11 protein-coding genes are annotated in these 15,168 nt (G+C 36.3%); 8 read left to right on the top strand and 3 right to left on the bottom strand.

What is annotated here, in order from left to right; genetic code table 11:
* Nucleotides 1-2: 2 nt before the first annotated feature.
* A complete protein-coding gene (locus FNW21_RS11530) occupies nucleotides 3-1,373 on the top strand; it encodes an NADH-quinone oxidoreductase subunit N (protein WP_144256903.1) in 1,371 nt (456 codons plus the stop codon).
* Nucleotides 1,374-1,607: 234 nt separating this feature from the next.
* Here FNW21_RS11530 and FNW21_RS11520 read toward each other — a convergent pair whose 3' ends face one another.
* Nucleotides 1,608-3,878, bottom strand: coding sequence for a cation:proton antiporter domain-containing protein (locus FNW21_RS11520; protein WP_144256901.1), 2,271 nt, complete (start codon nucleotides 3,876-3,878; stop codon nucleotides 1,608-1,610).
* 196 nt (nucleotides 3,879-4,074) lie between these two features.
* Here FNW21_RS11520 and FNW21_RS11515 point away from each other — a divergent pair, with 196 nt between their 5' ends.
* The 4 genes from FNW21_RS11515 to rpoN all read left to right on the top strand — a co-directional run bounded on the left by FNW21_RS11515 (nucleotide 4,075) and on the right by rpoN (nucleotide 9,980).
* A complete protein-coding gene (locus FNW21_RS11515) occupies nucleotides 4,075-6,441 on the top strand; it encodes an efflux RND transporter permease subunit (protein WP_144256900.1) in 2,367 nt (788 codons plus the stop codon).
* A gap of 94 nt (nucleotides 6,442-6,535) precedes the next feature.
* On the top strand, nucleotides 6,536-7,969 hold the full coding sequence (gene asnS / locus FNW21_RS11510) for an asparagine--tRNA ligase (protein WP_144256899.1): 1,434 nt from the start codon (nucleotides 6,536-6,538) through the stop codon (nucleotides 7,967-7,969).
* Between the two features lie 53 nt (nucleotides 7,970-8,022).
* Entirely contained in the window at nucleotides 8,023-8,412 is a 390-nt protein-coding gene (locus tag FNW21_RS11505; protein WP_144256898.1) for an energy transducer TonB, read from the top strand.
* A 101-nt stretch (nucleotides 8,413-8,513) separates the two neighbouring features.
* Complete coding sequence (gene rpoN, locus FNW21_RS11500) at nucleotides 8,514-9,980, top strand: RNA polymerase factor sigma-54 (protein ID WP_144256897.1); 1,467 nt, start codon at nucleotides 8,514-8,516, stop codon at nucleotides 9,978-9,980.
* Nucleotides 9,981-10,152: 172 nt separating this feature from the next.
* Here the strand turns inward: rpoN and FNW21_RS11495 are convergent, their stop codons facing one another.
* Nucleotides 10,153-11,151: a PorP/SprF family type IX secretion system membrane protein gene (locus FNW21_RS11495; protein ID WP_144256895.1), complete on the bottom strand. Its 999-nt coding sequence runs from the start codon at nucleotides 11,149-11,151 to the stop codon at nucleotides 10,153-10,155.
* Nucleotides 11,152-11,307: 156 nt separating this feature from the next.
* On the opposite strand from FNW21_RS11495, the gene FNW21_RS11490 reads away from it, so the two are divergent.
* The 3 genes from FNW21_RS11490 to FNW21_RS11480 all read left to right on the top strand — a co-directional run bounded on the left by FNW21_RS11490 (nucleotide 11,308) and on the right by FNW21_RS11480 (nucleotide 13,699).
* Nucleotides 11,308-12,201: a NifU family protein gene (locus FNW21_RS11490; protein WP_144256894.1), complete on the top strand. Its 894-nt coding sequence runs from the start codon at nucleotides 11,308-11,310 to the stop codon at nucleotides 12,199-12,201.
* Nucleotides 12,202-12,326: 125 nt separating this feature from the next.
* Nucleotides 12,327-12,791: a YtxH domain-containing protein gene (locus tag FNW21_RS11485; protein ID WP_144256892.1), complete on the top strand. Its 465-nt coding sequence runs from the start codon at nucleotides 12,327-12,329 to the stop codon at nucleotides 12,789-12,791.
* A gap of 83 nt (nucleotides 12,792-12,874) precedes the next feature.
* Nucleotides 12,875-13,699 carry a mechanosensitive ion channel family protein gene (locus tag FNW21_RS11480; protein ID WP_144256891.1) on the top strand — a complete coding sequence of 275 codons (825 nt, stop codon included), beginning with the start codon at nucleotides 12,875-12,877 and terminating at the stop codon, nucleotides 13,697-13,699.
* A gap of 75 nt (nucleotides 13,700-13,774) precedes the next feature.
* Here FNW21_RS11480 and gldA read toward each other — a convergent pair whose 3' ends face one another.
* Nucleotides 13,775-14,671 carry a gliding motility-associated ABC transporter ATP-binding subunit GldA gene (gldA, locus tag FNW21_RS11475; RefSeq protein WP_144256890.1) on the bottom strand — a complete coding sequence of 299 codons (897 nt, stop codon included), beginning with the start codon at nucleotides 14,669-14,671 and terminating at the stop codon, nucleotides 13,775-13,777.
* Nucleotides 14,672-15,168: the final 497 nt, after the last annotated feature.

Genomic DNA, 15,168 nt, shown 5'->3' with positions numbered 1-15,168 from the left:
AAATGAATACATTAATAGCTATAATAGGATTAGGTGTTTTATGCCTTTTATTTGAAATACTAGATTTCAGAAAAGCCATTATTCCCATAACAATAATTGGTTTGTTGGGCGTACTTGGATTAACAATTTCCGAATACAATGCTCCAAACAGTTACTACAACAACATGATTGTGGTCAATAAATTTTCGGTTTGCTTTTCGAGTTTATTTATTGTTTTAACGATTTTCTTGGTAGCATTAAGTCATAATTTCTACGAAAATCATCAAAGTAAACTTTCGGATTTTATTGCCATAAAAATATTTTTACTTTGTGGAGCTGTTGCGATGGTTTCTTTTGGCAATTTGGCCATGTTCTTTTTAGGAATCGAAGTATTATCAATTTCGCTATACATTCTCGCGGCCAGTAACCGAATGAATTTGAAAAGTAACGAAGCAGGAATGAAATATTTCTTGATGGGTTCCTTTGCTTCTGGAATTATCTTGTTTGGAATTTGCATGATTTACGGTGCAATGGGAACATTTGATATTGCTGAAATCAGCGAAATGTCACAATCCGCCGAGTTGCCTATTTGGTTTCCAATTGGAATTGTGTTAGTAACTATTGGCATGTTCTTTAAGGTTGCCGCAGTGCCTTTCCATTTTTGGGCACCAGATGTTTACGAAGGTTCACCAGCATTAACTACGGCTACGATGAGTACTTTGGCAAAAGTGGTGGCTATGGCGACTTTGTATAAATTATTATCGGCAATGAATGCAGATATTAATTACGGATTTCAAATGGTGATTGTAGTGATTTCTATCGCTTCGATGACAGTTGGGAATATCATGGCATTAAAACAAGCCAACGTCAAACGAATGTTAGCTTTTTCAGGGGTTTCACATGCTGGATTTATGCTCATGACTTTATTGAGCATTACAACGTCCGCAGGAAGCTTATTGTATTACGCAACTGCTTATTCCCTGGCTGGAATCGCTGCTTTTAGTGTGATTTTATACGTTTGCAAAAACCAAAATAACGAAGATATTACCAATTTTCACGGACTTGGAAAAACCAATCCTTTGTTAGCTGCTGTTCTTACAGGTGCGCTATTATCGATGGCTGGAATACCAATATTTGCTGGATTTTTTGCCAAATTAGTTTTGTTCAGTCAAACAATTCAAGCGGGTTATTTGGTTGTTGTAATTGCTGCAGTTATCAATTCAATTATAAGCGTGGGATATTATTTTAAATTAATTCTAGCCATGTATGGTAAAGAACCAAATGAAACTAGAACGGGTAAACCCTTTTTGATTTATGCAGTTGCCATTGTAGCATTGGTTTTGAATGTAATCATAGGATTATTCCCTTCCGTTATTTTGGATTTATTGGCTTAATTTCTTTGCAAAAAAAATATATAAAAAAACCATCAAGAGTCATTTTGATGGTTTTTTTTATTGTTTTTGAGTCAACGAAACGTAGAATTGTTTGGTAGATATGACAACAAAATTAAGAGTTTGCACAGGTATTATATTACATAAGAAATGAAATTAATCGGAGGTATTACCTCGTTTAATTCCTAACGCAAATATTGCCTAGTCCAATTTGTGGTATGTCTTAAAATATGGAAATCAAGGCTTTATAATCAAAACTGAAGGCACGCCACTCAACCAAATGCTTCTAGAATCAACTAATGCTTTCCAGCTTTCGAGGCTAATAATCATTAAATCTTGTTTGGCCAAAAACTCCTTTTTTATAATTCTATCATCATGCAAACTAATGTTGTTTGGGTATTTTAGTTCCAAAGAGCTAATGGCATTACCAATAACAAAATTAGTATTAATGTGACCATTTACATCTAAAACAACCACTTTCGAATTGTTATTGAAAATTAATTTTTGTGCATAATCAATCAAAAAGGAATCTTCGGAATTGAAAATGGGAATGAATACCTGATCTACTTTTTGTAGTTCTTTGTCAATTAAAATTCCCAGTGGCATTTTGGCTTTTAGTACTATTTGCCTGGTTCTTTCATCAAAAGGGGAGTTGACAAACAGCCCTTCTTTGCCAGTAAACTTATCCATCAAACGTTCGGGATTGATGATTCTAGTGGTAAAACCAATGACTTTGCCCAATAAAGTACCCTCAAAAATGGATTTCCCTAAACCAACCAATAGCAAATCATAATCGCCTTGATTGGCAATATCCGTAATTTCGGTTTCGATATCTATGGTGGCTTTAAAAATGGTAGTAATTTCTTGTTTCAATAACTTGGATTCTTCTTCAATGGGAATAAAGCTATTTTTTTCTTTATCTTCCATATTAAAAGGGTGCATTTCGTCGCTTAATGACAAGTGCATGGCGGTAATGGAGGAAGTGTTTTTTTGTTTTTTGACCAAACTATTTGCCAATCGCAATAAGGATTTCCCTTTTTCATTATTGCCAAAAGAGATCAAAATGCGATACACATCCGAACGAATATCGACTTCTACATCGGCAACATCTTTGGTTTTGAAAATAAAGTTAATCAAATTTAGTGCTGGACCCGTCATAAACGTGGTTACTAATGCCATGATAACCATCATGGTAAACACTTCGGGTGTTAGGACTTTTAGTTCTAAACCAATATTCAAAACAATTAATTCCATCAATCCTCGTGTGTTCATCAAGGCACCAATAGTCAAGCTATCACGCCAATTTTGACCCACAAATTTGGCTGCTAGTGCACTACCAAAAAACTTTCCAACTACGGCTACAAGTATAATAAAACCTGTCACTTTCCATAAATAAGGATCGTTAATCAATCCAATTTCGGTTCGCAAACCTGTGAATACAAAAAACAAAGGCAATAATAAAATAACCGATATGTCCTCAACTTTTTCGATAAATATGTTTCTAAATTTAGCTACATCGGGCATGATTACTCCCGTCATAAAAGCACCAAATAAGGCGTGAATACCAATTACTTCGGTGGCATAAGACGATAGAATAAGTGTTAGAAAAAAGATGGCAACAACTGGTTTTACAATCGCATCTTTGGTAGCGTATAAATCACCTATTCGTTTCAAAAAAGGTTTTACGATGAAAAGCATAATTAACACATACCCAATTGCCAGCGAAATAACATATAGTGAACTCACAAAAGTTCCTGCTTTTACAATAGCAATCACCACCGCTAGAATGCACCAAGCCGTAATATCATCGGCAGCAGCGCAGGTAATAACAATGGCACCTAACTTTGTTTTATGAATACCTCGTTCTTGCACAATTCGAGCCAAAACTGGAAAAGCCGTAATACTCATAGCAATACCCATAAACAAACTGAACGACAAGAATTTAACCCCTTGAGGAGCAAAACTATTGTACACAAAATACGCCAGTCCAATCCCTAACGTAAAAGGGAATACAATACTGGCATGGCTGATGACAACAGCCTCGTTGGCTCTGTTTTTGAGTACTTTCAAATCCAGTTCCATTCCTATAACAAACATGAAAAGGATTAACCCTATTTGGCTCAAGAATTTTAAATTTCCTAATGAATCTGCGGGGAATAAAATCGCCGAAAATTCAGGAAAATACATGCCTAATAAAGAGGGTCCAAGTGCAATTCCAGCAATAATTTCACCAATTACGGAAGGTTGCCCGATTTTTTTGAAAATCCATCCAAAAATGCGCGCCACCACAATTATTGTAATAATTTGGAGTAAAAGTATCGCCAAAGGATCCTGAAAATTATGCTGCATTGCACCCAAAAAGGCACTCCATGAATTGTTTTCGACCACAGGCGCAACAATGGTTTTAGTTGCTTCTAAATGCTTGCCTTGTCTTATAATCCAGTACATTAGAGCTGTAAATCCTCCAGTTATACCAAAATAGAACAATGTATTTTTATACTTTTTCATATTTTTTTGATGTAGTCTAATCTCTCTGAAATATACACAAAGATGACGAAATCAAATATATAATTTATATCTCATAAAATTATCTTATTGTAAAGTTAAAAAAACAAGGAATTGACCTAGTAAAAATCAAAAAAACTACTTAAACGAAATGAATTCTAGCGGTTTTGATTACATTTGCACGCATTTTAATTCAAATATGAGAAAGAAAATTAAAGTCGGTTTTTGGGAATCAATTGCCCGAATCGTACTTAAAAATAGAATCACCATTTTAGCCGTTATTTTGGTCTTAACCGTTTTTCTAGCCTTGCAATGGAAAAATTTAGGCATGACCTATACCGAAGCTAATTTATTGCCCAAAAAGCACATCGTAAACCAACAATACGAAGATTTTTTGAGCAAATTTGGCGAAGAGGGAAACTTGATTGTTATTGGTTTCAAAGACGATACTTTTTTTACTCCAAAAGCTTTTGCTGCGTGGAATGAGCTTATGACAGGTTTAAAAAATGCCAAAGAAGTGGAACTTGTTGTCTCCTTAAATGATTTAAAAAAACTGCAAAAAGATACCATAGCCCAGAAATTTGAACTTGTGCCGCTTATTGATCAAAGCCAAACGGTACAACCGGCTTATCTTCAAAAAATAAAATTCGAACTCTTTAATAACCTCCCTTTTTACGAAGGGTTGTTGTTTAACAAACTATCAGGGAGCATTCGGTCAGCGATTTATTTGAATAAAAAAATTGTCAACACACCCAACCGAAAAACATTTGTAGTCGAAAATCTAATTCCAAAAATCGAAAAATTCGAAAAAACCACTGGGATTGATCTTCGTGTTTCGGGAATGCCTTACATTAGAACCATCAATGCCGAGAATATGAAAGGCGAAATTGGGCTTTTTATTGGCGCCGCTTTGCTGATTACTTCGCTGATTTTCTTTTTCTTTTTTCGTTCGTTTCGGGCAACTTTTATCTCGATTTGTATTTTGCTTTTTGGGGTTATGTGGTCTTTTGGAACCTTGGGATTGTTTCATTACAAAATCACAATTCTTACGGCCATTATTCCGCCGCTAATAATTGTTATTGGTATCACAAACTGTATTTTCTTGATTAACAAATACCAACAAGAAATAAAAATCCATCAAAATCAGGCAAAAGCTTTGCAACGCGTGATTTCGACCATTGGCGTTTCGACCTTGATGACCAATCTTACCACGGCAGCTGGATTTGCAACCTTTATGATTACAGGCAACGACTTGTTGTTTGAATTTGGGTTGGTTACCTCCATAAATGTCATAACGGTGTATTTGCTAACGCTTGTTGTGGTGCCTATTGTGTATAGTTTTATGCCCATTCCAAAAGAGAAACACTTGCAACATTTGACCAAAACCTATATTTCAAGATTGTTGAATTGGGTCGAAAACATAGTGAAATACAAACGAAAAACAATCTACATAATTTATGGTTTGTTACTCGTTTTTAGTATAATTGGTGTTTCGCAAATGAAAGTTTCAGGAAGTTTAATTGGCGAAATGCCCAAAAGCGCTTCTTTTTTTAAGGATATTTTATTTTTCGAAAAAGAATTTAATGGTGTCATGCCTTTGGAAATAATGATTAACACCAAGCATAAAAAAGGCGTTATGAAGTTATCGACCATGAAAAAAATGGATCAATTGCAACAAACTATTACTAGTATTCCTGAATTATCTAAACCCGTTTCGATTGTCAATCTCGTTAAATATTCCAAGCAAGCCTACTACAACGGAAAACCAGAATATTACGAATTGCCCACTTCGCAAGAGCAAACATTTATCTTGTCCTATGCCAAAAATGCAACTAAAAACAGTAAAGACAATCTCATGAAAAGTTACGTTGATTCTACTGGACAATACGCCCGAATCACCACTTTTATGAAAGACATTGGCACCGAAGAAATGGCTAAAGTAGAAGCGAAGTTGCGTAAAAAAACAGATATACTTTTCCCGAAAGACCGCTATGAAGTGACCTTTACCGGAAAAGCATTGGTATTCCAGAAAGGAACTTCCTACTTGATAGACAACCTTATCGAATCCCTTATTTTTGCAATTTTGATGATTGCGGGATTAATGACTTATTTGTTTCGATCTGGCAAAATGGTTTTGGCATCCGTAATTACTAATGTTTTACCACTCTGTATTACCTCTGGATTGATGGGGTATTTTGGGATTCCGCTCAAGCCGTCAACTATTTTGGTATTCAGTATCGCCTTTGGAATTTCGGTTGATAATGCCATTCAGTTTATGGCAAAATACCGCCATGATTTATTACAAAATAACGAAAAAGTCAAAAAATCAGTGTTTAGTGCCTTGAAAGAAACGGGTATTAGTACCTTTTACACATCGATTGTGTTAATCTTTGGATTTGCCATTTTTACGCTCTCTAGTTTTAGCGGAACCATCGCTTTGGGCGGATTGATTTCTTGTACGTTGCTTTTTGCAATGTTTGCTAATTTGCTGGTGTTGCCCGCTTTGGTTTTGACTTTTGAAAAAAAGAGAGCCCGAAAGGAAGACCTAACGGATGACGAAGCCTAATTTAATTGAATAGCTGCAATTAGCTCCAAACTTTTCCAAACAAATCAATTATATTTGTAATTCGATTGATTAAATCAGAAATCTAAAACAGAAGATGAGACATACAAGAGTTAGCGACTTACTAAGCAGCACCACCACGTTGCCCGAAATTAACGCAAAAGGTTGGGTACGAACTTTTAGAAACAATCAGTTTATTGCTTTGAACGACGGTTCGACCCTAAATAATATACAGTGTGTTGTCGATTTTGAAAACACGCCTGACGAAACCTTAAAAAGAATTACCACTGGAGCCGCCGTTTCTGTAACAGGAAGTTTGGTCGAAAGCAAAGGAGCGGGACAAAAATATGAAATTCAGGTTGCCAAATTAGAAATTTTGGGCGACTCGGATGCCGAGAAATTCCCCATGCAACCCAAAAAACATTCCTTGGAATTTTTGCGTGAGAACGCCCATTTAAGAGTGAGAACTAATGCTTTTGGAGCGATTATGCGGGTGCGCTCGGTTTTATCTTTTGCCGTTCACAGCTATTTTCAACAAAAAGGTTTTGTGTATGTCAACACGCCCATCATTACAGGTGCTGATGCTGAAGGTGCTGGCGAAATGTTTCAGGTCACTTCCTTACCATTAGATAATTTGCCTAAAAACGAAGAAGGCAACATCGATTATAAAAAAGATTTCTTCGGAAAACACACCAATCTAACCGTTTCCGGACAATTAGAAGGCGAAACTTTTGCTATGGCTTTGGGACAAATTTATACTTTTGGCCCCACTTTTAGAGCCGAAAATTCTAATACGTCGCGACATTTGGCTGAATTTTGGATGATTGAACCCGAAGTGGCTTTCAATGATTTGAACGATAATATGGACTTGGCCGAAGATTTTATCCAATATGTAATTAAATACACAATGGAAAAATGTTCGGATGATTTGAAATTCTTGGAAGGTCGTTTATTAGAAGAAGAAAAATCCAAACCACAGGCCGAAAGAAGCGAAATGGGGTTGTTGGAGAAACTAAACTTTGTGTTGGAAAACAATTTTAAGCGCGTTTCCTACACCGAAGCAATCGATATTTTAAGAGATTGCACCCCCAATAAAAAGAAAAAATTCCAATACATCATCAACGAATGGGGTGCCGATTTACAAAGTGAACACGAGCGTTATTTGGTCGAAAAGCACTTTAAATGTCCTGTAATTTTGTTTGATTATCCAGCCAATATCAAGGCGTTTTACATGCGTTTGAATGAAGACGGCAAAACCGTTCGGGCTATGGATATTCTTTTTCCAGGCATTGGAGAGATCGTGGGCGGATCACAAAGAGAAGAACGTTTTGACGTTTTGGTCGAAAAAATGAAAGCCCTAGGCATTGACGAAGAAGTGTTGTGGTGGTATTTAGACACGAGACGATTTGGTTCGGCAGTTCACTCTGGTTTTGGGCTAGGATTTGAGCGTTTGGTGCTTTTTGTAACTGGAATGACCAATATTCGAGATGTTATTCCGTTTCCGAGAACGCCAATGAATGCTGAATTTTAATGAAGTTATAAGTTAAGAGTTATACTATAAAACTAAAAACTAAATTCAACCTAATGAAAAAAATCATTTTATTTTTCTTGTTGGCGTTTACAACAAATAGTTATTGTCAAGAGCTAATAAACGATGATACTATATACAAACTTTCAGAAGTTGAAGCAAAGCCCGATTTTGAAGGAGGAGTAGAAAAGCTATACAAATTTGTTGCGAGCAATTTTTTGGCTCCAGAGAAATCTGGATTAAAAGGAAAAGTTATAATAGAATTCATAGTAGAAAAAGATGGTTCACTGACTAATATGAAAATAACTCAAGATATTGGTTATGGAAGTGCGGAGGCTGTTTTACGAGTATTTCAAAAATCCCCAAAATGGAATCCTGGAAAAAAGAGTGGACAAATTGTTAGAACATTATTTGTATTTCCTATTACCATTAATAATGTTGAATAAAATTTTATACAGCTATTAAATAATAACTTGATTTCTAAAACCATTTGTAGTACCAGAAAATTGTGTTTGCTTCAATTTTTAACTTATAATTTATAAAAAAAATGCTTAAGCAATTTTTAAATCTCAAACTATCCCAGAAATTATCTCCACAACAAATCCAGTTGATGAAGTTAATTCAATTGCCTACGCAAGCATTCGAACAGCGTTTGTTGGAAGAAATGAACGAAAATCCAGCGTTAGAATCTGGAAAAGAAGCCGAAGATTACGAGAAAGACGAATTCGACAACGAGGATTATGATGATTATGACGATGCCGAATCCGAGCGAATTGAAGCCGAAGACATCAATATAGATGAATATTTAAGCAACGACGACACACCAGATTACAAAACGCAAGCCAATAATTACAGCGACGATGACGAGGAGCGCGAAACACCTTTTGCTGCTCCAGTAAGTTTCCATCAAGACTTAATCAATCAGTTGAATACATTTATTCTCAATGACGACGAGCGAGAAATCGCCGAATTCTTGGTAGGAAGTATCGACGATATGGGATACATCAGGCGCAGTATTCCGGATATGGTCGACGATATGGCGTTTACACAAGGCATTTATACCGATGAGAAAATGGTCGAACGCATGCTTCACGTTATTCACGAACTCGAACCTTCGGGAGTGGGAGCACGGGACTTGCAGGAATGTTTGTTGTTGCAATTAAAACACAAAACCCCTACGGAATACGTAGCTTTGGCTACGGATATTATTGAAAATCAGTTTGATGCCTTTACCAAAAAACATTACGATAAGCTCCTCCAAAAATACAACGTTTCGAATGAGCAACTCAAAAAAGCCATTCACGAAATAGAACGATTGAACCCAAAACCAGGCGGTTCCTTTACAGGAAATAATAAAATTACCGAAAACGTAGTTCCTGATTTCGCCATTCGCATTGTTGATAACGAACTCGAGTTGACCTTAAACGGAAGAAATGCACCCTCGTTGCACGTTTCCAAGGACTATCAGGAAATGATGCAAACCTACAAGGATTCTCGAGACAAATCAGCACAGCAAAAAGATGCTGTCCAGTTTATCAAGCAAAAGTTAGACTCCGCCAAATGGTTTATTGATGCGATACGGCAACGCCAAGAAACACTCTTTGTGACCATGAATGCCATTATGCACTACCAAGAAGAATTTTTTCTGGATGGTGACGAGACCAAAATGAAACCCATGATCCTTAAGGACATTGCGGACAGAGTTGGACTTGATATTTCCACCATTTCTCGGGTTGCCAACAGCAAATATGTAGAAACACCTTATGGGACCAAACTCATCAAAGAGTTTTTCTCGGAAGCCATGACTAACGACCAAGGCGAAGAAGTTTCGACACTTGAAATCAAAAAAATCCTAAAAGATGTCATAGACGAAGAGGACAAACACAAACCGCTTCCTGATGATCAATTAGCCGAAATCCTAAAAGAACGTGGCTATCCCATAGCCCGCCGCACCATTGCCAAGTATAGAGAACAACTCGATATTCCTGTAGCTAGAATGCGCAAGAAGATGTAGTTTTTTGGAGTAGATCCATCCTGTTGGATAGCAAAAGCTTTGCAATCCGTGCCCACAAACGAGAGAAAACAACGCTAGTAATAAGATTCCAAAAAAAGACAATACCGCCTAAAAACCAAAAGACCTCGCAGGATGTGTGAGGTCTTTTGGTTTTTTTTTATAAAAATAAAATCTAGTTAATGGCAGGACAATTGCACTCGTATTTTTCGGGTTTACAAAATAAGTTAATACCCAAAGTGATTTGGTGGTAGCCACCATTGTCAAATTTTACATTACCCACAACATGCGAATATGTGTAGGCAAACATAAATTTATTGAAAGTAATACCTATAATAGGAGTTACATATTGTAGTTTTTGTTTAGAAACCGTTGTTCCATTTGTATATTCAGCACCATCAAAACTTCTTCTATAGGACAATCCACCCCAAAGGCTACCAAAATCTAAATTCTTGTAGGCTTTTAAATTTAAGTCAATCGATTTTTCTTTAGTTCGATCCACTACTTGAAATAAAAGAGACGGTTCCCACAAAATTTTGTCTTTGTTCCCAAAAACGTAACCGGCACTCAAAAGGTATTTTCGTAAATTATCACTTTCATATTCGGTGTAAATTTGGCGTCGGGTTTCTACAGCATTTTTTACCGTACCATGAACATAAAAATCAAGGTAATTATAGGACATTCCAAAATCAAAGTTCATGTACGCATCCTTTTGTACCACGGTACCATCAATAATAGGGTCGTAATCGCCAGATTGCAAAAATCCAGTTTCGTCTAATTGACTCTGTATAAATCCAGCACTAATTCCAAAGGACAATTGGTTCAAATCAATCTCATCTCTCGAGAACATCAAGTGATAGGCGTAGGTAAGCTTCATCCCTTTTTGAGAGTGGTATCCATTTTTATCATTAAATAAGATGATTCCCGCTCCCGCTTTATCAGTGATGCGTCCGTTAAAACTTACCGTTTGCAATTGTGGTGCATCGTCCTGACCAAACCATTGTTTACGGGCAGTAAACCTGATTTTAGAACAATTTGCGGCACCAGCCATCGAGGGATGTATTAAGTAATAATTGTCTGACAAATAATCCGAATATACCGGAATTCCCTCCTGTGAGTAGGAATAGGTGGTTAGCATAAAAAGGGCTAGTAGGAGTTTAAATTTGGTGTACATCTAAATAATTTTATATAATAAAAGCGAAACAATTGGGGGCAATTAAATGAAAATCAATTTAGATAACTCTTATTTTCCTGATTTATTTCATTTAAAAACCAAATATAGGTATTCGTAGAAAATAACTTTACTAAATTTGTAAAAAATTACAAAATCATGACTAAACTTACAATAAAAGACACCCAAAACCCAGCGATATTAAAATTTGAATTTCAAGATTTTATCACTCAAAACGAAAGCTTTGAATTTAAGAACATTGACGAAGCAGGAAACTCTCCATTGGCACAACAATTATTCTATTTGCCTTTTGTAAAAACGGTTTACATTTCAGGAAATTTCATTGCCATTGAGCGATTTAGTATTGTAGCTTGGGAGGATGTACAAGAAGCCGTTGCGGAACAAATAGAAAGTTTTGTTGACAATGGCGGCATCATCATCAAAATCGATGATAACAAACCAAAAAAACAACCCATCACTGTTTATGGCGAGTCTACACCCAATCCTGCGGCTCTGAAGTTTGTGGTGAGTAGAATGTTGACTAAAAATCCTGTAGAGTTCAAAAACATAGATGAAACGAACGCTTCGCCGCTTGCCAAGGAATTGTTTAAATTCCCGTATGTAAAGGAAGTTTTTATCGACGAAAACTATATTTCGGTAACTAAATATGAGGTGAACGACTGGCAAGAAATAACATTGGAACTGCGCACCTTTATCAAACAATTCATCGAAAATGGCGGTACAGTCCTTGACGAAAGCTTACTAGAAGCAACCGTAAAAGACGACACCGTTAAGGATGCCACTTTTGACAGTTTAGACGAAACCTCTCAAAAAATCATAAACATTCTAGAGGAATATGTAAAACCAGCCGTAGCTGCCGATGGTGGGAATATCCTTTTTGATTCCTATGATGAAACAACCAAAACCGTAAAAGTAATTATGCAAGGCGCTTGTAATGGTTGTCCCTCTTCGACTTTTACATTAAAAAGCGGTATCGAAAGCATGCTAAAAAGTATGTTGAACGAAGAAGGTATCATAGTAGAAGCGATTTAAATAAAAGGCTTTTGTTTGGTTGTATTTGGATTACAACGTCTGATAATCAGTAAATTGTTTCTATTTTTTTAGTTTTTTATAAAAAAAAGAAGTAGTATTGTAGGGTAATCAAAAACTAAAATATCATGGGAATAGAATCTTTTTTTAAAAATTTATTTGGTTCAGCCAAAGAAACAGCAACCGAATTGGCCGATAAAGCAGAAGCTAGTTTTGAAGAAGCCAAAGTAGCAGCAACACCGTATCTGGAAAAAGCCGAAACTTTTGCCGATGAAGCCATGGCCAAAGTAAAAGAAACCGCGGAACCAATGCTTGATAAAGCCGAAACTTTTGTCGCTGAAACAATCGATAAAGTTAAAGAAACCGCAACTCCAGTAATTGAAAAAGCCGATGTACTTGCAGAACAAGCCAAAACGGTTGCCGCTGAATACTCCGAAAAAGCAAGCGATGCGTTAGGAAAAGTGGTTGAAACGGTAAAAGAAAAAGCGGCAGTAGCAATAGATAAAGTGGAGTCCTTAAAAAATGATTCCGATTCAGAAGCCACAACGACATTAAAAAATATCGAAAATCGTCTGGAAGAAGAGGCCGATTAATTTTTTGAAAATAAAATAAAATGTACTTTTGCATTTCAAATCAAAACCTTCTTTTATAGAAGGTTTTTTAGTATACACAACACATGAACTTAAATCCTGACCAAATTACCAGTTACGCCAACACTTTTATCAAAGCAATACTGGATTATTCGCCTAAATTGATTGCTGCTTTTTTGATCCTTTTTGTTGGTCTTTACGCCATTCGGGTAATTACTAGAATTATCAAAAAAATAATGGTAAAAAGGGATTTGGATCCCACATTGACAAAATTTCTTGCCGATATTTTAATCTGGGTCTTGCGAGTACTTTTGTTTGTGACTTTTATTTCAAAACTAGGCATCGAAACATCTTCTTTTGTAGCAATTCTCGGAGCAATGGGACTCGCAGTGGGGTTGTCGTTGCAAGGCTCGTTGTCAAATTTTGCAGGAGGAATGTTAATTATTCTTTTCAAACCATTCAAAGTGGGCGATACCATTGAGGCGCAAGGGGTTTTGGCAACGGTACATGAAATTCAGATTTTTGTAACCAAATTAATCACAGCCAATAACCAAACTATTTTTGTCCCTAATGGAGCTTTGTCAAATGGGACTATTACTAATTATTCGATGCAAGGCTATAGAAGAGCTGATTTGACAATTGCCATTTCCTATGATACCGATATCAAAATGGCAAAATCCATTATCGAGACCGTTTTGAATACCAACCCCAAAGTGCTTCAAACGCCTGTTCCAGAGGTTTCCGTAAAAAATCTAACCGATAATGCTATTCAATTAGCCGTAAGACCTTGGGCAAACAACGAGGATTTTGGAGCCGTTTTTTCCGAAACATTAGAAAACTGCAAACTCGCTTTTGATGCGGCAGGAATTACAATCCAGCCTTATGTCAAGGAAATGAGCAAGAGTAGTTAGGGATAACATTTTTCAATTGGTATTCTCGTATTTATGTAAAAAAGGCAGCTTATTTCAATAAGCTGCCTTTTTTAATTATTTGGTAATCTCCCTGAAAACGGTTTCTAGATTTTTGTTCTTCTGGTTGAGTTGTAATGTCTTCAAACCATTTGCAGTTGCAAAATCAAAGACTGTTGATCGCATATCCTTGTCTGAAACAAAGGTGAGTTCCCAAATCATATCGTGTGTGTTGGTATAAGAAACCAGATTAGTAAGGGTAGCAATCAATTGTTCCTCAATTTTATAATCAAATTCAACTTCAATAATTTGCTCGGTATCTGCCGAAATTAAGTGGTCTAGTTTTTTATCGGCTACAATTTTTCCTTTGTCTATAATAAGGACACGCGTACAAATCGCCTCCACTTCCTGCATAATATGTGTAGACAAAAAAACAGTCTTGTCTTTCCCCACGTTTTTTATCACATTTCTAATTTCAATCAATTGATTTGGATCCAAACCAGTAGTAGGCTCATCCAGAATCAACACATCAGGATTATGCAATAAAGCATTGGCCAATCCTACACGCTGGCGGTATCCTTTTGACAGTTGTCCTATTTTTTTATGACTTTCACTGGATAAACCCGTTAGCTGAATCACTTCTTCGATTCTGGATTTTGCAACACGATACACATCCGCATTAAAAGCTAAATATTCCCGAACATATAAATCCAAATACAATGGATTGTGCTCTGGCAAATAACCAATAGACAGCTGAACCAATTTTTGTTGGCTGTTTACATCATATCCATTTACTAATGCCACACCTTCATCCGCAGCAATATAAGTGGTTAGTATTTTCATCAAAGTCGATTTCCCAGCTCCATTTGGCCCCAAAAAACCAACGATTTCTCCTTTTTCTACTGTAAATGAAATGGCGTCAAGAGCTTTTTGGGCACCATAATTTTTCGATATATTGTTTACTGTTATTGACATGGGATTTTATTTCTTGCAAAAGTAAACAGAAAATGGAGTATTTTGTTGTTCGCCTAGCTACGAATTCCAGATATATTTGATGTAAATTAGATAAGGAGGCGTCTCTTTAAAGTGATAAACCCTATTTGTTTTCTTGAATTACATAAATCACTCCTTACATACACCGCTTTTTCTGAATCTAAACATACCAATTCCCCACCATTGCGCTTGAAAACCTATAATAAAAGGATTTTCAACCCAATTAAACTAATAATTATGACGTGTCCCTCCCTAAAAAAGGTCGGGTCGGGTGCTTTGTTCCCGCTTTTTTAGGTCTGGCTGCAAAAGCCAGTCCTAAAAAGAGCTCCACTTCGCCCCCTCACGCAAAGCCGTTACCATCAAAAGCCAAGAAAACGCGAGGAATATATGTTTAAAATCAATAAAATTGCTAGAATTGGCATTAAGGTGTTGTTTGCAACGCTCGGGTTTAGAGGTTATTAAAAGAAAGGTAAAAAATA

This window comes from Flavobacterium restrictum, from assembly GCF_007097245.1.
Classification (GTDB): domain Bacteria; phylum Bacteroidota; class Bacteroidia; order Flavobacteriales; family Flavobacteriaceae; genus Flavobacterium; species Flavobacterium restrictum.
This window is presented reverse-complemented; position numbering and strand designations above follow the sequence as displayed.

What these genes read in the sequence shown, in the direction of transcription:
- FNW21_RS11530 (WP_144256903.1), top strand. Translation starts at nt 3, where the DNA reads ATGAATACATTAATAGCTATAATAGGATTAGGTGTTTTATGCCTTTTA.
- FNW21_RS11520 (WP_144256901.1), bottom strand. Translation starts at nt 3,878, where the DNA reads ATGAAAAAGTATAAAAATACATTGTTCTATTTTGGTATAACTGGAGGA.
- FNW21_RS11515 (WP_144256900.1), top strand. Translation starts at nt 4,075, where the DNA reads ATGAGAAAGAAAATTAAAGTCGGTTTTTGGGAATCAATTGCCCGAATC.
- asnS (WP_144256899.1), top strand. Translation starts at nt 6,536, where the DNA reads ATGAGACATACAAGAGTTAGCGACTTACTAAGCAGCACCACCACGTTG.
- FNW21_RS11505 (WP_144256898.1), top strand. Translation starts at nt 8,023, where the DNA reads ATGAAAAAAATCATTTTATTTTTCTTGTTGGCGTTTACAACAAATAGT.
- rpoN (WP_144256897.1), top strand. Translation starts at nt 8,514, where the DNA reads ATGCTTAAGCAATTTTTAAATCTCAAACTATCCCAGAAATTATCTCCA.
- FNW21_RS11495 (WP_144256895.1), bottom strand. Translation starts at nt 11,151, where the DNA reads ATGTACACCAAATTTAAACTCCTACTAGCCCTTTTTATGCTAACCACC.
- FNW21_RS11490 (WP_144256894.1), top strand. Translation starts at nt 11,308, where the DNA reads ATGACTAAACTTACAATAAAAGACACCCAAAACCCAGCGATATTAAAA.
- FNW21_RS11485 (WP_144256892.1), top strand. Translation starts at nt 12,327, where the DNA reads ATGGGAATAGAATCTTTTTTTAAAAATTTATTTGGTTCAGCCAAAGAA.
- FNW21_RS11480 (WP_144256891.1), top strand. Translation starts at nt 12,875, where the DNA reads ATGAACTTAAATCCTGACCAAATTACCAGTTACGCCAACACTTTTATC.
- gldA (WP_144256890.1), bottom strand. Translation starts at nt 14,671, where the DNA reads ATGTCAATAACAGTAAACAATATATCGAAAAATTATGGTGCCCAAAAA.